The sequence below is a fragment of the Microbacterium sp. Root166 genome, assembly GCF_001427145.1.
GTDB lineage: Bacteria > Actinomycetota > Actinomycetes > Actinomycetales > Microbacteriaceae > Microbacterium.
On sequence record NZ_LMGL01000001.1, the window covers coordinates 171204 to 191088 of the forward strand.

Below are 19885 nucleotides of genomic sequence, written 5' to 3' on the forward strand. Positions count from 1 at the left end.
TGGCGCCGTCAGCGCGGCTTTTCCATGGTCATCAGCTTGAGGACGGATTCGGGTGTTGCCTCTTCGATCGGCAGCTCGCCGGTCAGGCGGCCTTCCGACAGCGCGTAGACGCGATCGGAGATGCCGAGAAGCTCAGGCAGTTCGGATGAGATCACGATGATCCCCTTTCCGGATGCCGCGAGCTTGTTGATGATCGTGTAGATCTCGTACTTCGCGCCGACGTCGATTCCTCGGGTCGGCTCATCGAGGATCAGCACGTCCGGGTCCGAGTAGATCCACTTCGACAGGACGACCTTCTGCTGGTTGCCGCCGGATAGCTTGCCGGTCTTGACCAGGACGTTCGGGGCCTTGATGTTCAGGTCGCGGCGGTACTCGTTCGCGACCTTGTACTCCTCGTTGTCGTCGACGAGTCCACCGCGGGTGAGCTTGCCGAGCGAGGCCATCGAGATGTTGCGCTTGATGTCCTCGATGAGGTTCAGGCCGAAGGTCTTGCGATCCTCGGTGGCATAGGCGATGCCGTTCTCGATCGCCTCGGCGACCGTCCGGGTCTTGATCTCCTTGCCGCGCATGAAGACCTTGCCGGAGATGCGGGAGCCGTAGCTGTGGCCGAAGAGGCTCATGGCGAACTCGGTGCGGCCGGCTCCCATCAGGCCCGCGAGACCGACGATCTCGCCGGCGCGGACGTTGAGCGACACGCTGTCGACCATCACGCGCGAGGGGTCCTGCGGGTGGTGGGCGGTCCAGTCCTCGACGCGGAGCAGCTCTTCGCCGATGTGCGGCTCGTGGTCGGGGTAGCGGTGCTCGAGATCCCGGCCGACCATGTCCTTGATGATGCGGTCCTCGGTGACGTCGGACTTGGCGATGGTCTCGATCGTCTTGCCGTCGCGGATGATCGTGACGGTGTCGGCGACCTTCTTGATCTCGTTGAGCTTGTGGCTGATGATGATCGACGTGATCCCCTCGGCCTTGAGGCTGAGGATGAGGTCGAGCAGGTGATCGGAGTCCTCGTCGTTGAGAGCCGCGGTCGGCTCGTCGAGGATGAGGAGCTTCACCTCCTTCGACAATGCCTTGGCGATCTCGACGAGCTGCTGCTTGCCGACGCCTATCTGATTGATGTTCGTGGTCGGGTTCTCACGGAGGCCCACCCGCTTGAGCAGGGCGGCGGCTTCGTAGTTGGTCTTGTTCCAGTCGATCAGGCCGCGGCTCTTGCGCTCGTTGTTGAGGAAGATGTTCTCGGCGATCGAGAGGTAAGGGCTGAGGGCGAGCTCCTGATGGATGATGACGATGCCCTTGGCCTCGCTGTCGTTGAGGTTTTTGAACTCGACCTCCTCGCCTGCGTAGACGATCTGCCCGTCGTAGGTCCCGTGCGGGTAGACCCCCGACAGGACCTTCATCAGCGTCGACTTCCCGGCGCCGTTCTCGCCGCAGATCGCGTGGATCTCGCCGCTCTCGACTTCGAAGTTGACGTTCGCGAGTGCCTTGACACCGGGGAACGTCTTGGTGATGCCGCGCATCTCCAGAATGTTGTTCGTCACGTTCCGACTTCCTCGTGGGTTGACAGTGGGAGCGTACCGGCGACGGCGGCGGGGGTGTAGTGCCCCCGCCGCCGTCGTCGGCAGGCGTCGCCGGGCTTAGAGGCCCAGGTCTTCCTTCGTCCAGTAGCCGGTGTCGACCAGAGCCGACTCGACGTTGTCCTTCACGACCGGGATGGGCGCGAGCAGGTACGAGGGCACGACCTTCACGTCGTTGTCGTACGTCTCCTCGTCGTTCACCTCGACCTCGTCGCCGGCGAGGATGTCGATCGCCATGGCGGCGGCGACCTTCGCGAGCTCGCGGGTGTCCTTGAAGATCGTGGCGTACTGCTCGCCCGAGAGGATGGCCTTGACCGAGTCGACCTCGGCGTCCTGACCCGAGATGATCGGCCACTCTTCACCGGTCGCATAGCCCGCGTCGGTCAGGGCGGAGATGATGCCGCGCGAGATGCCGTCGTAGGGGCTGAGCACGGCGTCGACCTGGTCGCCGTCGGAGTAGTTCGCCGTGAGGAGGTCCTCCATGCGGCTCTGCGCGGTCTCGCCGTCCCAGCGCAGCGTGGCGGCCTGCTCGATGTCGGTCTGACCCGACTTCACGACGAGCGTGCCGTCCTCGATCAGCGGCTCGAGCACGTCCATCGCGCCATTGAAGAAGAAGAACGCGTTGTTGTCGTCCAGCGATCCCGCGAACAGCTCGATGTTGAACGGGCCCTCGGGCGCGCCGTCGACCGGGTTGCCCTCGAGGTCGGTAAGACCCAGGCCGTTGAGCAGGGTCCAGGCCTGCTGCTGGCCGACGAGGAAGTTGTCGAACGTCGCGTAGTAGTCGACGTTCTCCGTGCCCTTGATCAGGCGGTCGTACGCGATGACCGGGATGTCGGCATCCGCGGCCGTCTGCAGGACCTCCGACAGCGTGGTGCCGTCGATCGACGCCACGATCAGCGCCTCGGCGCCCTTGGTGATCATGTTCTCGATCTGCGACACCTGCGTGGGGATGTCGTCCTCGGCGTACTGCAGGTCGACCTTGTAGCCGGCTGCCTCGAGCTCGGCCTTGACGGCGTCGCCGTCCTGGATCCAGCGCTCCGAGCTCTTGGTCGGCATCGCGACGCCGATGAGGCCGCCGTCTCCGCCACCGTCGCCGGAACCGCTGTCGCCCGATCCGCCAGCGCATGCCGAGAGCATCAGCGCGCTCGCCGCGATCGCGGCCAGAAGAATCTTCTTGCCCTTCACTGTGTGTCCTTTCGTTGGACGTCTTCGTCTTGGTTTGGGTATTCAGTTGTAAGTCGGTGCCGGCGGTCGGGTCTGACCGCTCGTGTACAGGTGGTCGATCGCCTCCTGCGGAAGCGCCACCAGGGGGCCGAGCTGCGCGGCGAAGTGAGCCGCCCGGGCGGCGGCCTCGGTGGCGATCGCCACGCGCAGTGCGTCTGCGCTGGTCGCCCCCACGGCGTATGGTCCGTGGCTGCGCAGCAGCACCGCACGAGAGCGGTGTCCGGCGAGAGTCTCGGCCACGGCCCGGCCGACATCATCCGCGTTCTCGACGACGAGCGGCGCCAGCGGGATCGGTCCGCCGAACTCGTCGGCCATCGCCGTCGTCACGCAGGGGATCTCCTCGCCGCGAGCCGCCCAGGCCACCGCGTAGGGCGAGTGGGTGTGCACCACGGCGCCCACCTCGGGCATGCTCCGGTAGACGTAGGCGTGCGTGGCGGTATCGGCGGACGGTGCGCGCTCGGAGCCGGGCGTGCCGTCGAGCACCGCGCCGTCGAGGTCGCAGACGATCATGTTCTCGGGCGCGAGGCCGTCGTACGGAACGCCCGTCGGCTTGATGACGAAGAGGTCCGCCCCGGGCACTCGGCACGAGGCGCTGCCGTCGGACCACACCGCCAGGCCGGACCGGAAGAGCTGCTCGTGGACATCGGCGACCTCGGTGCGCACGCGGGCGATGAGGACCTCCGTCTTGACGCCGCTCACGTACCTCTCGCGGACCTCGGCGTCTTTGCCCTTCACCACGGCGTGGCTCCTTCATCGGGTTGGTGCTCATGTGATCGGCGTGTGACCGTTCACATCGGAACACTAAACCAGCAGGCGGCGAGACTGTCAATCGAGACCGGTCTCGTCTTGGTAACGGGACCTCAGCGCGGCCGCACCGGACCGGTCGATCGACGAACGATGAGCTCGGGCGAGATCGTGGCCACCGCGGGAGCGGCCCCCTCGCCCGCCGGGCCGAGCAGGAGCTCGACGCAGCGACGACCGAGCTCGGCGAAATCCTGGCGCACGGTCGTGAGCGGCGGCCAGAAATGACCCGCTTCGGGTACGTCGTCGAAACCGACGATGCTGATGTCGCCGGGGACGTCGAGTCCCGCGTCGTGGATGGCATGGATGAGCCCGAGGGCCATCTGATCGTTGGACGAGAAGATGGCGGTGAAGTCCCGCACCTGCAGCAGCTCGCGACCGGCGTAATAGCCGAACTCCGCGGTCCAGTCACCCAGGATCGGCGCCGTGGTGGGGATGTCGCTCGCGCTCATCTCGGCGAGGAAGCCTCGCATGCGCGCTTCCGCCTCGATCCAGTCCTGCGGTCCTGCGAGGTGGTAGATCTCGCGGTGTCCCTCGCCGATCAGGTGCCTCGTCGCCATGCGCGCGCCGGCGAACTGGTCGACGGACAGGGTGTGCTGGGGATCCAGGTCGGTGGACTGCAGGGTGACGTACGGGATGTCGAGCGACAGCGCGGCGAGCACCCGGAAGACCCGCACCTGCGGCGCGATCACCACCAGACCCTCGATCGACTGCGCGTTCAGGTGGGCCAGCCCCGCCGGTATCGAGTCCGGATCGGCAGGGTCGATGTTCGCCGTGCTCACCCAGTAGCCGCGGGCGCGTGCGGCTTCCTCGATCGCCGCGATGCTCGACGCCGGCCCGTACATCGAGCTCGCTGCGGCGAGGACTCCGATGGTCTGCGAGCGGTTGGTGACCAGCGATCTGGCGGCGAGGTTCGGCCGGTAGTTGAGCTGCGCCATCGCATCGAGCACGCTCTGCCGCGTCTCGGGCCGGACGCTCGGGTGGTCGTTGAGCACACGGGAGACGGTCTGATACGAGACGTCGGCTATGCGAGCGACATCTCGGATGCTCGGTCTCCGGCTCGGCAGATCGTCGCTCATGCACGCGGTTTCGGGCTCGGGGGTGTGTACGGTCACATCCGTTACCGCCCCATTATGCACGGGAACCGGCAGTGCGCATGTGACTTGTCACACGGCATCCGCCGACGAGCGCGCGATCCGGGCTCGTTGTCACACCGTGTCACATGCCGTTCGCATGCCTACACTCGCATGGTGGACTTCAGCCGCTTCCTGCCCTTGAGCAATCGCCCCTCCGGCGATGAGTCGGGCGTGACGAGCGACCGTTCCGAGGCCATCGCCGCCGTGATCGAAGAGGCGGCCCGGCTGGTGGCGGCTGCTCCCGCCGATGCGGATGACGCGCTGGCCACCCGATTCGCTCGGAGTGCCCGCGTGAGCGCCACGCCTGAGGACGACGTCGATGCGAGAGGGCTGGCGGAGCTCGCGCACGAGGTCAGGCGCGGCCGTCGCCAGCGGACGGCTGCGCTCGCGCGGGCGGTGCGAGCCCTGCTGGTCCTGGCCGACGAGACCGGCGGCACGCCTCGGATCGCCGACCTCACCCTGGGCACCGTCGCGCTGTACGCGGCGACCACCGCTTCGTTCGACCGCCGGGCCGTCGTCGCCGGTCATGCACTGCGCGCGACCGACATGGACTGGCAGTTCGGCAGAGGGCCCGTGCTCGAGGCACCGGGACTGGAGATCGTGCGGTTCCTGCTGGGGCTTTCCGACGTCGCCCCGAAGCCGGCCGCCGGCGACGATCGCCCGGGCCAAGGGGCCTGAGCCCAGCAGCCCTACGTCAGTGCGCCGATGAGGCCCGACACGATCATGTAGAGCGCGACGGCCGAGACGACGACCCAGATCGCCACGCGGGTCGGGGACACCCCGCCCTTGCCGCCCTGAGGATTCGTCATCCCGCCAGCCTAACCCGCCGTCTCACGACAGAAGGCCCCGCCTCAGCGGGGCCTTCCGTCACGCCGACTCAGAGCTCGGCGATGACCGTCTTTAGCTCGGTGTAGTCGTCGAGGCCGAACGCTCCCAGCTCGCGTCCCCAGCCCGATTCCTTGTACCCGCCGCGCGGAAGCGTGACGTCGTCGGCGTGCCACGTGTTCAGCCACACGGTGCCGGCGCGCAGGCGTCCGCCGACCCGGTGCGCGGTGCCGATGTCGCGCGACCACACCCCCGCCGCCAGCCCGTACCGCGTGTTGTTCGCCAGCGCCACGGCCTCTTCCTCGGTGTCGAACGGCACGGCCGTCACGACGGGCCCGAAGATCTCATCCTGCTGGATCGACATCCGCTCGCTGACGTCGGTGAACACGGTCGGACGCACGAAGTAGCCGCGATCGCCGACGCGGACGCCACCCTCGGCGACCGTCGCTCCCTCGGCGACGCCGGCCTCGAGATATCCGGTCACCTTCGCGAACTGCTCGTCCGAGATGAGCGGGCCCATGTCGGTCGCGTCGTCGAAGGCGCTTCCCACGCGGATGCCGCGGGCGATCTCCGAGATCCCTGCGACGACCTCGTCGAACACGCCGCGCTGCACGTACAGACGCGAGCCGTTCACGCAGCACTGACCCTGGTTGAAGAAGGCGGCGTGCGCCGATCCCGGGATCGCCTTGGCCAGCTCTGCGTCATCGAACACGATGTTCGGCGCCTTGCCGCCGAGCTCGAGCGACACCTTCTTGAGGTTGCGGCTGGCCGCGGCGGCGATCTTCTTGCCGACCGCAGTCGACCCGGTGAAGGCCACCTTGTCGACGTCGATGTGATCGACGAGGGCCGCGCCGGTGTCGCCGAAGCCGGGAAGCACGTTCACCACGCCCGCCGGAAGACCGGCCTCGAGCATCAGCTCGCCCAGGCGCAGCGCGGTCAACGGGGTCTGCTCGGCGGGCTTGAGGATGACGGTGTTGCCGACGGTGATCGCCGGGACGATCTTGAACGCCGCCATCGTCAGCGGGAAGTTCCACGGCACGATCCCCGCGACCACCCCGAGCGGCTCGCGCACCGTGTACGCGTGGAACTGGGCCGTCTCGCTGGACATCGGGATGGTCGTGCCCTCGAACTTGTTCGACCAGCCGGCGAAGTAGCGGAACAGCTCCGCAGCCGTCGCCACGTCGCCGTCGCGCGCACCGACGAACGGCTTGCCGCCGTCGAGCGCCTCCAGCTGGGCGAGCTCGTCGGCGTTCTCCTCGAGCAGGTCCGCGATCCGCCACAGCAGGCGCCCGCGCTGACGCGGGGTGAACCGGTTCCACGCCGAGCCGTGCTCGAACGCGCGCCGGGCGGCCCGGACCGCCCGGTTCACGTCTTCCGCACCGGCCTGTGCGACCTGGGTGATCTCGTCCTCGGTGGCGGGATCGATGGTGGCGAAGGTCCGGCCGTCCGCGGCATCCGTCCACTCGCCGTCGATGAGGAGTTTCCTGGGGGTGCCGACGAAATCGGCGACCCGGGGCAGCAGCGCTGTGCTGGTCATGCTGGTCCTTTCACTTGACGAACGGGAGCTTGGAGCGGTCGATGGTCAGGGCGACGGCGGCGATCACGAGCACCCCGTAGAAGATCTGCTCATACGAGGAGGGGACCCCAGCGACCGTAAGGCCTACGCGGAGCACTGTGATGATCAGCACGCCGATGACGGTCCTGCCGATGCCGCCGAATCCGCCGGTGATCGCCGTTCCACCCACCACGATGGCGGCGACCACCGGCAGAAGCAGGGAGTCAGCGAGGGTCGGAGCCCCGCTGAAGGTGCGGCCCACCAGCATGACGCCGGCGAATCCGGCGCACGCTCCCGAGATCGTGAAGGCCGCGAGCTTGGTCTGCGCCACGGGGAGCCCGGCCAGCAGCGCGGCGGGCTCCGAGCTGCCGATCGCGATGAGCCAGCGGCGCGCAGGGGTGAACTGCAGCACGGCGCCGAACGCGAGCACCAGGACAGCGGTGACGAGAACGGCGCTCGGGATGCGGGCGTCGCCGATGCGCGTGAACGTCCAGTCCAGCGCCGTGCCCGAGACGCCGATGGTGGCCGCCCCCGAGGCGACGAGCGCGATGCCCGACCACACGGCCAGTCCGCCGAGCGTCACCAGGAACGACGGCACCTGCGCGATGACGTGGATCGCGCCCTGCAGCAGGCCGGCCAGCGCGCACACCGCCACGACGGCGATGACGACCCAGCCGTCGAGCACGGGGATCCACAGCGCGACCAGGACCGACGCCATCGACGCCATCGCGGCGATCGACAGGTCGATCCCGCCGCACAGGATCACCAGCATCGCGCCGGCGGCGAGGATCATGATCGGCACCGCCGAGTCCAGCGCCGTCCAGATGCTGTTCGGGCGCAGGAAGTTGGGGTTGGCGAACGCGATCGCCGCGACGAGCACGACCAGCACGATCACCGGCATGAACTTCAACAGCAGCCCGCGCGTGCGCGCCGCCGACCTCGTGGGCGACTCGGCGACGACGGCCCACGAACCGGTCTTCTCTGAGATGCGCATCAGACCATCCGCTCCAGGATCTCGAGGGGTGCGGGTTTGGCGTCGGTGGGCGCGTCGACCATTCCGCTGACCTTGCCGTCCTTCATGACGAGCACGCGGTGGCTCATCGCGATGAGCTCTTCCAGGCTGTCCGCCATCAGCAGGACGGAGACCCCGGATGCCGCGAGCTCGCGGATCAGGCGATACACCTCGCCCTTCGCGCCGACGTCCAGCCCGCGCGTCGGGTGGTCGAGGATCAGCAGGCGCAGCGAGTCCGAGACCATCCACCGCGCCAGCACGGCCTTCTGCTGGTTGCCGCCGGACAGCGACCCCAGCGCGGCGTTCGGGCCGGGTGTCCTGATGCGCAGGCGCTCGATCCATTCCTCGGCCAGTGTGCGCTCGCGACCGCGCATGAGCACGGGGCCGGCGCACACCGCGTCGATGTGGGGCAGGGTGATGTTCTCGGCGACCGACATCGACGCCACCATCCCCTCCTTGCGGCGCTCGGCCGGGACGAACCCGAAGCCCGACGCGATCACGGCCCGCGGCGAGCGCGGTCGAAGCCGGCGACCCTCGAGGGTGATGCGGCCGTCGCGGATGCCGAGAGCGCCGAAGATGCTGCGGCACAGCTCCTCGCGGCCCGAGCCCTGCACGCCCGCGATGCCGAGCACCTCGCCCTCGTGCAGGTCGAAGTCGACCTTGTCGCACACCCCGCGAACGGTGAGCCCGCTGACCGAGAGGAGCACCTCCTCGCGCGCCGGAACCTGTTCTTCTTCGGCGTAGTGGCTGCCTTCGAGGTCGCGGCCGATCATGAGGCGCCGCAGCGTGGCCTCGTCGACCTCGCCGGGCGTGCATTCGGCGACGGTCTCGCCGTTGCGCAGCACGTAGACGCGGTCGCAGACGCGCAGCACCTCGTCGAGGCGGTGCGAGACGAAGACGACGGATGCCTGCGACCGCAGCCGCTCGATCTGCGCGAACAGCACCTCGGTCTCGTCGCGGTCGAGCACCGAGGTGGGCTCGTCGAGCAGCACCACCGGCTCGGCGTTGGTGCGCTCCTCGGTGGCGAGCACCTTGGCGACCTCGACCATCTGGCGGTCGGCGAAGCTGAGGTCCTCGGTGAGCGCCGTCGGCGAGATCCGGGAACCGATCTTGTCGAGCTGCGCCTGCGCCCGGCGGTTGAGCTCGCGCCAGCGGTAGACGCCGCCGACGACTGCGCCGCCCTCGGCGCCGAGGAAGATGTTCTCGGCCACAGTGAGGTTGGGGATGAGCGACTGCTCCTGGAAGACCATGCCGATGCCGGCCGCGCCGGCCTGCGCGATGCCGCGCATCTTCACCGGCACTCCGCGCATCTCGATGGATCCCGAGTCCGGCTGGATCAGGCCGACGAGGGCCTTGAGCAGAGTCGACTTGCCGGCGCCGTTCTCGCCGATGAGGCCGACGACCTCGTGCGGGCGCACTTCGAAGCTGACGCCGTCGAGGGCTCGCGTCTCGGCGAACCTCTTGCGGAGGTCGCGCACGGCGAGGACGGGTGCGGTGACGTTCATTTGACGACTCTCATCCGGGCGCGGAGGGGCCAGGCCGTGATGACCACGGCGACGACGACGATGACGCCCTGGACCGCGCGCTGGACGTAGGGGCTGACGCCGATCAGCACGAGGCCGTTCACCAGGACGGTGACGATCAGCACGCCGACGATGGAGTGCAGGACTCCCCCGCGACCGCCGGAGAGCAGCGTGCCGCCCACGACCGCGGCGGTGATGGCGGCGAAGTTCAGGCCACCGCCCGCTTGCACGATGCCCGAGCCGAGCTGGATCGTGACCATCACGCCGGCGAGGCCGTAGGTCGCTCCCGCGAACGCGAAGGCCAGGGTCTTGTAGCGCCGGACGGGTACGCCCGACAGCAGCGCGAGCTCTTCGGCGCCGCCGATGGCGCGGGCGTACCGGCCGAGACGGGTGTACCGCTGGATCAGCACGCCGATGACCACGACGGCCAGCGCGACGAAGGTGAGGCGGGTGAGGCCGAACCACTGACCCGAGGCCCACTCGGCGATCTCGGGCGACAGGATCGTGGGCTGCACGCCGTCGAACAGGACGGTCGCGATGCCGATGCCGATCGCCGAGATCCCGAGCGTCGTCATGAACGACGGGATCTTCAGCCCCGTCGACAGCAGTCCGCTCGCGAGGCCGAAGCACGCGCCGAGTGCGACCGCGGCCACGATCCCGAGCAGTCCCAGGTCGATGTCGTTGCGGTTGTTCGCCACGAGCAGCGCGACGCTGATGGCCGCGGTGGCCATGACGCCTTCGATGGACAGGTCGATCGCGCCGAGCAGCAGGACGAAAGTGAGCCCCACGGCGATGACGGCGAGAACGGATGCCGAGTCCATCACGTTGCGGAAGTTGTCCCAGGTGCGGAACTGCGGGCTCAGCGCCGAGAACACCACGCACAGCAGCACGAGCGCCGCGAGAGGTCCGACGTCGGCGAGCAGGCCGTGGCGGGGACGGCGGGGCGCGGCCCGCCCGACTGCGGGCGGCGCTTGCCCGAGCCGGGCGGGCGTCACCATCAGCCGACCGGCCCGTCGACGCGGTCGAAGAGGTTGTCGCACTCGAAGTCGGCGAGGTTCGCCGCCGGTGCCAGGTTCTCTTCGGCGTTGCCGGCCGTGATCAGCGTCTGCTTCGCGTAGAAGGCGCGCTGCTCCTCGCTGAGCGAGGACACATCGAGCTCACCGGTCAGGGCGCAGTAGCCCATCGCGAGGCCGATGCCGCCCTGCCAGGGACCGTCGCTCGAGACCGTCGCCGTCATGGTGCCGTCGGCGATCGCCTGGACGGCCTCGGGCACCGCGTCGATGCCGACGACCTTGACGTCGGTGCGACCCGCCGCCTCGAGCGCCTGCAGCGCGCCCAGCGCCATGTCGTCGTTCGCGGCCCACACGCCCTTGATCGCGTCACCGTGCTTGGTGAGCAGCGTCTTGGTGACATTGAAGGCGGTCGTGCGGTCGAAGTCGGCCGCCTGCTCGTCGAGCAGCGTGACGCCGGGAGCCGCGTCGAGCGCCTCCTGGAGTCCGATGAAGCGGTCCTTCGCCGCGCTGGTGTCGAGGATGCCCTGCAGCGCGATGATGCCGCCTTCGCCGCCCATCTCCTCGAACATCGCCTCGGCGATCTGCCGGCCGGAGTCGACGCCGTTGAAGGTGATGTGCGAGATCCAGGTGTCGTAGCCGTCCCAGGGGTTGAGGTCGGCGGGCTTGTTCCAGTGCGTGACGAGGTACGCACCGGCGGCGTCGGCCTCCTTGACGATCGGCGTGGTGTCGGAGTCGCCGTTGGGCAGCACGTTGAGCACCATGCACTCGGCGTTGCCGGTGCTCAGCGCCTGGCGCAGCTGATCCTGCTGCTTGGGCGACTCGCCGTCGTAGGTGAGGCGGGTCTGGGTCAGGCCGACCGATTCGGCGAAGGCGTCGCCGCCGTCGAGCCAGGCCTTCTCGTAGGGGTTGGTCTCGTTGCGGACCTGGCCGATGAGGGTGATGTCCTCGGGTGCGCAGGCGCCGGCGGCCGCGGCGTCGTCGCCGGAGCCCGAGCCGGAGCCCTGCCCGGCACAGCCGGCGAGGGCGAGCGCGACGAGACCTGCGGCCGACAGGGCGGCGATGCCCCGTCGGCGGACAGCTGTGTGCGTCATGATGCTGTACTCCTTGTTGGATTTCGGGATGTGGTGGGTGGTCTGGATCACCGCGACATCCACCCGCCGTCGACGACGAGGGTGTGTCCGGTGACGTAGTCGGAGGCGGGCGACGCGAGGAAGACGGCTGCGCCGACGAGGTCCTCGGGTCGGCCCCAGCGACCGGCGGGGATCCTCGAGAGGATCTCCGCGTCGCGGTCGGCGTCGCGGCGGAGGGCCGCGGTGTTGTCGGTGGCGATGTAACCGGGAGCGATCGCATTGACGTGGATGCCGCGGCCTGCCCACTCGTTGGCCAGAGCGTGGGTGAGCCCGAGCAGCGCGTGCTTGCTCACGGTGTAGCTCGAGACCTCCTTGCCGCCCTGGAACGACAGCAGGCTCGCGATGTTGATGATCTTGCCGCGCCCGCGTTCGACCATGCCCCTGGCGAAGACCCGGCTGAGCAGTCGCGGCGCATCGAGGTTGACGCCCATCACTTCGTCCCACGCGGCGTCGTCGACGTCGAGGAAGGGGCCGCGGTGGATGACGCCGGCGCAGTTCACCAGGATCTCGACGTCGTACCGCTCGGCGACTGAGGCCATGAGACCCGGAAGCGCGCTCAGGTCGCTGAGGTCCGCGTCGACCACGTGCACGCGATGGGACGCCGCGATGAGCTCCTCTGCGGTGGGAGTGATGGATTTCGCCCGTCCGACGAGCACGAGGTCGGCGCCGGCGGCGGCGAGCCCGCGGGCGATCTCGCGGCCGATCCCCCGCCCCGCGCCGGTGACCAGTGCGGTCCGGCCGGAGAGCGAGAACAGCGCGGCATCGGTCACCGCAGGTCCTCGGGACTCACGCCGGTCAGGTCGCCGTAGTCGCGGTTGTCGCCGGCCATGGCCCAGACGAACGAGTAGCGCCCGGTCCCCGCGCCGGAGTGGATGGACCAGCGCGGCGCGATGACGCCCTCTTCGTTGCCCACGATGAGGTGCCGGGTGTGCGCGGGCTCGCCCATGAGGTGCACGACACGCGCTGCCGGCTCGAGTTCGAAGTACAGGTAGATCTCGGTGCGACGGGAGTGCAGGTGAGGCGGGAAGGTGTTCCACACCGCGCCCGGGTGCAGGACGGTGACGCCGAACTGCAGCTGGCTGGAGGCGACGGGGCCGTCTCCCCACACGTAGCGGTGAAGCGCACGCCGGCCGGCACCGTCCTCGCTGCCGAGCTCGACCGGGACCGTGTCGGCGAACGGGATCAGCACGACCGGGTGAGTGGCGTGGGCGGGAGCGGACACCACGTAGAAGCGCGCGCCGCGCCCGCGGAACACGAGGCTGCTTCCCCGTCCGGCATAGAGCCCGTCGCGGTGGCCGAGCGCGTGCACCTCGCCGTCGACGACGACTTCGCCGTCGCCGCCGAGGTTGATGACGCCGAATTCGCGGCGTTCGAGCCCGCCGTCCCCGACGGCCTCGATCTCGGGCAGCACCAGGTCGCCGTCCAGCGGGACGACGCCCGCGACCAGCATCCGGTCCTCCGCGGTGTGCAGCGTGCGCGCCTCGCCCTCGACGAAAAGGCCGTCGATCAGGTACTGGTCGCGCAGCTCCTGCGTCGAGGCGGTACGGGCGGACACGGGGTCCGAAGCGTGACGATCACGGTTCACGAGGGGTTCCTGTCTGGAGTGCGAGCGTTCATATATCTGAACGGCGTTCCGTAGCTTGTTCGATGACGATAGGCTACGGTCGTCAAGCAGTCAAGCATGCGAATGCTGTTCCATATACTGAACGTCGAGAGGAGCGCCATGACCGACCCGATCGCCACCGAAGAGGCCGATTTCATCCCCGTGAAATCCGCCGACCGCACCCTCGAGATCCTCGAGAGCCTCGCGTCAGGCGGGTCCACGCTGGCCGAGCTCTCGACGCGCCTGCGCATCCCGAAGAGCAGCCTGCACAGCATCCTGCGCACTCTCGAACATCGCGGCTGGGTCGAGACGGACGCGAGTCGCTCCGCGTACCGGCTCGGTATGAGCGCGCTGCTCATCGGCTCGTCGTACGTCGATCAGGACCCGACGGTGCTGCGCACGTCCGACATCATGGACTCGCTCGCCGCCGACACGGGCGAAACCGTGCACCTCGCGCGGCTCGAGGCTCCCGACGTCGTCTACATGGCCAAGCGCGAATCGCTTCACCCGCTGCGGATGTTCTCGGCCATCGGCCGCCGCCTGCCCGCTCACGCCACCGCCCTCGGAAAGGCGATGCTGGCAGAGTTGCCGGACGACACGGTGCGCCGGCTGCTTCCCGCCGACCTTCCCCGCTCGACGCCGTTCACGATCACCTCGCGCGACCAGCTCATCGACGAGCTCGCGCAGGTGCGCGAACTCGGCTACGCGGTCGACGCACAGGAGGCCGGGATCGGGCTGCGCTGCTTCGCCGTCACGCTGCCGTTCGCCTCGCCGTCGAAGGATGCCGTCAGCTGCTCCGCGCCGATCGCGCGGCTGGACGACGAGAAGGAGCAGGAGATCATCGGCCTGCTCCTCGCCGCCCGCGAGACCCTGGGTCGCCAGTTCGGCGCCCGACGATCCATCGCCATCTGAGGAGGACCCATGCCCAACATCCGAGTAGAGCTTCTCGCCGGCCGCACGATCGAACAGCGTCGCCAGTTCGCCGAATCGGTGACCGACGCCGCCGTCGGCGCGCTCGGCGCGCGGCGTGAGGACGTACGGATCCTGTTCGAGGAGATCTCGGCCGATCGCGTGGCCAACGGCGGGACGCTCGCCAGCGAGGACGAGTCCCGCGCCGGCGTCGTCTCACGTTTCGGCGCCGACGGGAGCTGACCCGCCGGGGATCCGTGCTCCCGGCCTCGACCAAGCGGAAGGCCGGGCCGCCCACAGGGAGCGCCCGGCCTTCGCATGCGCGGTCGCGCGACTACGACTGCTGGGGCACCTCGGCCTCGTCGGTGCCCGCACCCGCATCACCAGGCTCGGTGGCCGACTCGAGCAGCGCCGCTTCGGCATCGAGGTCGGTGGCGGCCTGCTCGAACTGGGACTGGTACAGCCGCCAGTACGCCCCGTGCGCGGCGATGAGCTCGTCGTGCGAGCCCTTCTCCACGATGTCGCCGTGCTCCATCACCAGGATGAGGTCGGCGTCGCGGATCGTCGACAGACGGTGGGCGATCACGAACGAGGTGCGGCCCTCGCGCAGCGCCGCCATCGCGTGCTGCAGCAGCAGCTCGGTGCGCGTGTCGACCGATGACGTCGCCTCGTCGAGGATCAGCACCGAGGGCTGCGCCACGAAGGCACGTGCGATCGTGATGAGCTGCTTCTCTCCGGCCGAGACGTTGGAGGCGTCCTCGTCGAGCACGGTGTCGTAGCCGTCCGGCAGCGAGTGCACGAACCGGTCGACGCGCGTCGCCTTGGCCGCTTCGACGATCTCCTCGTCGGTCGCCGATTCGCGGCCGTAGCGGATGTTGTCGCGGATCGTCCCGGCGAACAGCCAGGGATCCTGCAACACCATGCCCGTGCGCGAGCGGACGTCGTCGCGGGTGAGCTCGGCGATGTCCTGCCCGTCGAGCAGGATCTGGCCCCCGTTCAGCTCGTAGAACCGCATGATGAGGTTCACCAGCGTCGTCTTGCCGGCGCCGGTCGGGCCCACGATCGCGACCGTCTGCCCGGGCTCCACCCGGAACGACAGATCGGTGATGAGCGGGCGATCCTCGGTGTACGCGAACTTCACGCCCTTGAACTCGATCACGCCATGACCCTCGGTGAGCTCGGGAGCGTCCTCGTCGTCGGGCTCCTGCTCATCGGCATCGAGCAGTTCGAACACCCGCTCCGCCGAAGCCGTGCCCGACTGGATCACCGCGGCCATGCCGCCGAGCTCCGACAGCGGCTGCGTGAACTGCTGCGAGTACTGGATGAACGCCTGCACGTCGCCCAGGCGCAGCTGGCCGTTCGCGACCATGATGCCGCCGAGGACGGCGATGCCGACGTACGTCAGGTTTCCGACGAACATCATGCCCGGCATGATGATGCCCGACAGGAACTGCGCCTTGAACGCCGCTTCGTACAGCTCCTCATTCTCGGCCGCGAACTTCTCGGCCGAATCGGCTTCGCGACCGAACACCTTCACCAGGGCGTGCCCCGAGAAGGACTCCTCGACGCGGGCGTTCAGACGGCCGACCTTGCGCCACTGGATGCCGAACGCCTTCTGCGAGCGCGGGCCGATGACGCCGAAGATGACCGCCATGAGCGGCAGCGACACCAGTGCCACGAGTGCGAGCTGCCACGAGATCGAGAACATCATGAAGAGCACGCCGATGACGGTGAGCACCGAGGTCACCACCGTCGAGAGCGACTGCTGCATCGTCTGGGTGATGTTGTCGATGTCGTTTGTCACCCGCGAGATCAGCTCGCCGCGCTGCACCTTGTCGAAGTACGACAGGGGCAGGCGGTTGATCTTCGCCTCGACCGACTCGCGCAGGCGCCACATGGTGCGGACCATGATCACGTTGATCACGTAGCCCTGCGCCCAGGTCAGCAGCGCCGACACGACGTAGATCGCGAGGACGGCGACGATCACCATGCGGAGCGCGTCGAAGTCGACGCCCGCGCCGACGGTGAAGTCGCGCATGGCCGAGACCATGTTCGCCATGTCGGTCTGGCCCGCGGCGCGAAGCGTCTCGACGACGACCTCCTGCGACGTGCCCGCGGGGAACTGATCCGCGAGGCCGGCCGAGACGACGCCCTCGAAGATGATGTTGGTCGCCTCGCCCAGCACCTTGGGCGCGATGACGGCGAGCACGACGCCGATCGCACCGAGGATCGAGACGAGGATGAAGGCCACGGCGTGGGGCTTCAGCAGCCCGATGAGGCGGCCGAAGCTCTGGCCGAAGTTCGCGGCCTTGCCGGGTGCGACACTGCTCCAGTCGTCGGCGCCCAGACGGGCCTGCTCGGCCATCTCGAGCTCGAGGCGCTCTTCCTCGGTCAGCATGTCGGGGGCGCTCATGCCTCCACCCCCAGCTGCGAGTCGACGATCTCTCTATAGGTCGGACTGGTGCTCAAGAGTTCCTCATGGGTTCCGATGCCCACCATCTGACCGTCCTCGAGCACAACGATGCGGTCGGCCTCGGTGATGGTCGAGACGCGCTGGGCGACGACGATCTTGGTGACGTTCGGCAGCTCGCGCCACAGCGCCTGCCGCAGCCGGGCGTCAGTGGTGAGATCCAGCGCCGAGAACGAGTCGTCGAAGACGAGCACGTCGGGCTGGTGCACGATCGCACGGGCGATCGCGAGCCGCTGGCGCTGACCGCCCGAGACGTTGGTGCCGCCCTGTGCGATGCGGGCGTTCAGCTGTCCGTCCATCTCTTCGACGAAGTCGCGTCCCTGCGCGATCTCGAGGGCGTGCCACAGCTCTTCGTCGGTGGCCTCTTCGCGCCCGAATCGCAGGTTCGAGGCGACGGTGCCGGTGAAGAGGAACGGGCGCTGCGGGACCAGGCCGATGCCCTTCCACAGCCGGTCGAGATCCGCTTGGCGCACGTCCACCCCGCCCACCCGCACCGAGCCGCCGGTCACGTCGAACAGGCGGGGGATGAGCGAGACGAGCGTCGTCTTGCCGGCGCCGGTCGAGCCGACGATCGCGACGGTCTCGCCGCGAGCGGCCTCGAAGCTGATGCCCTGCAGTACGGGCGACTCGGCGCCCGGGTAGGTGAACTCGACATCGGAGAAGCGCACCGAGCCGGGTGCCTCGAAGGTGCTCACAGCGTTCGCGGCACGGGTCAGGGTCGACTCGCTCGCGAGCACCTCGCTGATGCGCTCGGCCGAGACCGCGGCGCGCGGGATCATGATCGTCATGAACGTGGCCATCAGCACGCCCATCAGGATCTGGCCGATGTACTGCATGAAGGCGAAGAGCGTGCCGATCTCTACGGTTCCGGCATCCACCTGAATGCCGCCGAACCAGATCACGCCGACCACGGTGACGTTCAGGATGAGCATGGCCAGCGGAAACATCAGCACGAAGAGCGAGCCGACCTTGCGGCCGACGACCATGATGTCGGTGTTCGCGCCGCGGAAGCGCTCCTCTTCGATGTCTTCGCGGACGAAGGCGCGGACGACCCTGACGCCGGTGAGCTGCTCGCGCATGATGCGGTTCACGGCGTCGAGCTTGGTCTGGAACGAGCGGAACAGCGGCACCATGCGGCTGATGATGATCGCGACGATGACGAGCAGCAGGGGCACCGAGACGGCGATGAGCCAGCTGAGCCCGACGTCCTGCTGCAGCGCCTTGATGATGCCGCCGATGGCGAGCAGCGGTGCGGTGACGAGCATCGTCGCGCCCATCATCGCGAGCATCTGCACCTGCTGCACATCGTTCGTGTTGCGGGTGATGAGCGAGCCCGGCCCGAACTTCGAGACCTCGCGCTCGGAGAAGCCGCTCACCTTGCCATACACGTCACGTCGGATGTCGCGACCTGCTCCCATCGCGGCGCGCGCCGCGAAGTAGGTGGCGATGATCGATGCCGTGATCTGGCCGAGCGAGATCGCGAGCATCGTCGCGCCGGTCGACCAGATGTAGGCGGTGTCGCCGGTTGCGACGCCGTTGTCGATGATGTCGGCGTTCAGCTGAGGCAGGGTCAGCGAGGCCATCACCGAGGCGAATTGGAAGACGAGCACGCCGAGCAGCAGCCAGCGGTACTCCTTCAGATAGCGGACGAGGAGTTTTCCGAGCACAGGACTCTCCGATGACGAGGGTGTGTGAGTCGCTCAACGAAAGCGGAGCCGGGCAGCGGCATCCGAGATAAGAGCAGTTCTCAGGCTACGACGAGGCTCCGACACAGCGGGAGCCCGTTTGTACGCCATGAGCGGAAGCGGCAAGGGCCCGGCTACAAAGGGCGCTGTACCGGCGCAGGGCGAGAGCGATACGCTCCGGACACCATGGCGAACGTCCTCTTCTGCCCCGTGACCTTCAATCTCGCCGAGACCACGCGCATGATCCAGGTCGCGCGCGCCCTCGATCCGCGACACCATCCCGTGTTCATGGGCTACGAGGACGACTTCGTCTCGCTCATCACGGACGCCGGCTTCGAGTACCGGGCGTGCACGCCCTCGTGGTCGAAGGCCGAGCGGGCGCAGGCCATCGCGTTCGACCAGGGGCGTGCCATCCGCACGCCGTTCACCACCGAGCTGGTCAGTGCCCGCGTCGAGGTGGAGCGCGGGCTCATCCGCGAGCTCGACGCCCCCGTCGTGGTGACCGGATCGAACCTCACCTCCTACATCTCGGCCCGCGCCGAGGGTGTTCCGCTGTTCTACCCGGTGCCGTTCGCGCTGACCCTCGCCCAGGTCGAGCAGACCCGGCACATGGAGTTCGTGCGCGGCAGCGGCCGCCTCGCCCGAGCCGCCGACCGCGTCGCGACGTCGGTCTTCCGTTGGGTCTACACGCGCGCGCCGCTGGCTCCTCGCGCGTTCTCGAAGGTCGCGAAGGCCAACGGCGTGCCGCCGCTGAAGACCGTCGCCTCGCTCCTCACCGCCGACCGCAACCTGCTGACCGAGATGGCGTGGGAGCTCGACGGCTTCCGGATCCCGGACGGGTTCGAGCGTGTCGGCCCGATCTTCGCCCATGTCGACGCGCCGCTCCCGCCGATCGTCGAGGAGCTGGCTGCGGCATCCGCTCCCCTGGTCTATCTCGCGCTCGGCTCGTCGGCGACCCGCGCGCTCGCGCTGGAGGCGGCACGCGCGCTCGGCACGCTGCCCGTCACCGTGGTCGCGCCGATCCGCCACTACCTCGAGCCGGGCGATGTCGTGCCCCCGAACGTCCACGTCACCGACCTGCTGCCCGCGCACAGGCTCGGAGGACTGGTGGATGCCGCGGTCCTCCACGGCGGGCAGGGCACCGTGCAGACCGCCTGCGCGACGGGCGTGCCGTTCGTCGGCATGGGCCTGCAGCCCGAGCAGACCTGGCACGTTCGCGCATGCGAGCGCCGGGGCAACGCGATCGCGGTCTCACCCAAGCACGTGTCGAAGCCGGAGTTCATCGACGCCGTGCAGCGGGTGCTGACCGAGCCCGCGTTCCGCATCGCGGCGGCGGAGGTGCGTGAGGCCTATGCGCTGGAGGACGGTGCGGCGGTGACCGCTCGGCTCATCGAAGCCGAGATCGGGCGCAGATAGCGAGGGCGGGGA

General features: G+C 68.7%; 17 protein-coding genes. 4 read left to right on the top strand and 13 right to left on the bottom strand.

What is annotated here, in order from left to right; all coding sequences use genetic code 11:
* Positions 1-8 precede the first annotated feature (8 nt).
* From mmsA to ASD56_RS00800, 4 genes are all read right to left on the bottom strand, one after another.
* On the bottom strand, positions 9-1535 hold the full coding sequence (mmsA, locus tag ASD56_RS00785) for a multiple monosaccharide ABC transporter ATP-binding protein (RefSeq protein WP_055960118.1): 1527 nt from the start codon (positions 1533-1535) through the stop codon (positions 9-11).
* Between the two features lie 96 nt (positions 1536-1631).
* Entirely contained in the window at positions 1632-2708 is a 1077-nt protein-coding gene (gene chvE, locus ASD56_RS00790; RefSeq protein WP_200947468.1) for a multiple monosaccharide ABC transporter substrate-binding protein, read from the bottom strand.
* A 90-nt stretch (positions 2709-2798) separates the two neighbouring features.
* Positions 2799-3494, bottom strand: coding sequence for an L-ribulose-5-phosphate 4-epimerase (locus ASD56_RS00795; RefSeq protein ID WP_055963380.1), 696 nt, complete (start codon positions 3492-3494; stop codon positions 2799-2801).
* 161 nt (positions 3495-3655) lie between these two features.
* A complete protein-coding gene (locus ASD56_RS00800; RefSeq protein ID WP_055960124.1) occupies positions 3656-4675 on the bottom strand; it encodes a LacI family DNA-binding transcriptional regulator in 1020 nt (339 codons plus the stop codon).
* Between the two features lie 168 nt (positions 4676-4843).
* Between ASD56_RS00800 and ASD56_RS00805 the strand changes: the two genes are divergently transcribed.
* Complete coding sequence (locus tag ASD56_RS00805; protein ID WP_055960127.1) at positions 4844-5410, top strand: hypothetical protein; 567 nt, start codon at positions 4844-4846, stop codon at positions 5408-5410.
* 199 nt (positions 5411-5609) lie between these two features.
* On the opposite strand, the gene ASD56_RS00810 is transcribed toward ASD56_RS00805, so the two are convergent.
* Genes ASD56_RS00810 through kduI form a run of 7 tightly spaced genes read right to left on the bottom strand, consistent with a single transcriptional unit; the run spans position 5610 to position 13345 of the window.
* A complete protein-coding gene (locus ASD56_RS00810; RefSeq protein ID WP_055960130.1) occupies positions 5610-7094 on the bottom strand; it encodes an aldehyde dehydrogenase family protein in 1485 nt (494 codons plus the stop codon).
* A 10-nt stretch (positions 7095-7104) separates the two neighbouring features.
* A complete protein-coding gene (locus ASD56_RS00815) occupies positions 7105-8106 on the bottom strand; it encodes an ABC transporter permease (protein WP_055960135.1) in 1002 nt (333 codons plus the stop codon).
* Positions 8106-9629: a sugar ABC transporter ATP-binding protein gene (locus ASD56_RS00820; RefSeq protein WP_055960137.1), complete on the bottom strand. Its 1524-nt coding sequence runs from the start codon at positions 9627-9629 to the stop codon at positions 8106-8108. Before ASD56_RS00820 ends, ASD56_RS00815 begins: the two co-directional genes overlap by 1 nt.
* Positions 9626-10645 carry an ABC transporter permease gene (locus tag ASD56_RS00825; protein WP_082541154.1) on the bottom strand — a complete coding sequence of 340 codons (1020 nt, stop codon included), beginning with the start codon at positions 10643-10645 and terminating at the stop codon, positions 9626-9628. The genes ASD56_RS00820 and ASD56_RS00825 overlap by 4 nt, the downstream gene beginning before the upstream one ends.
* On the bottom strand, positions 10645-11802 hold the full coding sequence (locus ASD56_RS00830; protein WP_235565455.1) for a sugar ABC transporter substrate-binding protein: 1158 nt from the start codon (positions 11800-11802) through the stop codon (positions 10645-10647). Before ASD56_RS00830 ends, ASD56_RS00825 begins: the two co-directional genes overlap by 1 nt.
* Positions 11799-12560, bottom strand: coding sequence for an SDR family oxidoreductase (locus ASD56_RS00835; RefSeq protein ID WP_235565456.1), 762 nt, complete (start codon positions 12558-12560; stop codon positions 11799-11801). The genes ASD56_RS00830 and ASD56_RS00835 overlap by 4 nt, the downstream gene beginning before the upstream one ends.
* Positions 12557-13345, bottom strand: coding sequence for a 5-dehydro-4-deoxy-D-glucuronate isomerase (gene kduI, locus ASD56_RS00840; RefSeq protein ID WP_235565457.1), 789 nt, complete (start codon positions 13343-13345; stop codon positions 12557-12559). The genes ASD56_RS00835 and kduI overlap by 4 nt, the downstream gene beginning before the upstream one ends.
* Before the next feature lie 168 nt (positions 13346-13513).
* Between kduI and ASD56_RS00845 the strand changes: the two genes are divergently transcribed.
* Positions 13514-14305 (top strand): IclR family transcriptional regulator, encoded by a 792-nt coding sequence (locus ASD56_RS00845; protein ID WP_157535703.1) that lies wholly within the window; start codon positions 13514-13516, stop codon positions 14303-14305.
* A 9-nt stretch (positions 14306-14314) separates the two neighbouring features.
* Positions 14315-14545 carry a tautomerase family protein gene (locus ASD56_RS00850; RefSeq protein ID WP_055960143.1) on the top strand — a complete coding sequence of 77 codons (231 nt, stop codon included), beginning with the start codon at positions 14315-14317 and terminating at the stop codon, positions 14543-14545.
* A 91-nt stretch (positions 14546-14636) separates the two neighbouring features.
* Here ASD56_RS00850 and ASD56_RS00855 read toward each other — a convergent pair whose 3' ends face one another.
* Both ASD56_RS00855 and ASD56_RS00860 read right to left on the bottom strand, forming a co-directional pair.
* Positions 14637-16715 (bottom strand): ABC transporter ATP-binding protein, encoded by a 2079-nt coding sequence (locus ASD56_RS00855; protein WP_055960146.1) that lies wholly within the window; start codon positions 16713-16715, stop codon positions 14637-14639.
* On the bottom strand, positions 16712-18439 hold the full coding sequence (locus tag ASD56_RS00860) for an ABC transporter ATP-binding protein (RefSeq protein WP_055960149.1): 1728 nt from the start codon (positions 18437-18439) through the stop codon (positions 16712-16714). Before ASD56_RS00860 ends, ASD56_RS00855 begins: the two co-directional genes overlap by 4 nt.
* Positions 18440-18643: 204 nt before the next feature.
* On the opposite strand from ASD56_RS00860, the gene ASD56_RS00865 reads away from it, so the two are divergent.
* Complete coding sequence (locus ASD56_RS00865) at positions 18644-19873, top strand: glycosyltransferase (protein ID WP_055960153.1); 1230 nt, start codon at positions 18644-18646, stop codon at positions 19871-19873.
* The last annotated feature ends 12 nt before the right edge of the window (positions 19874-19885 follow it).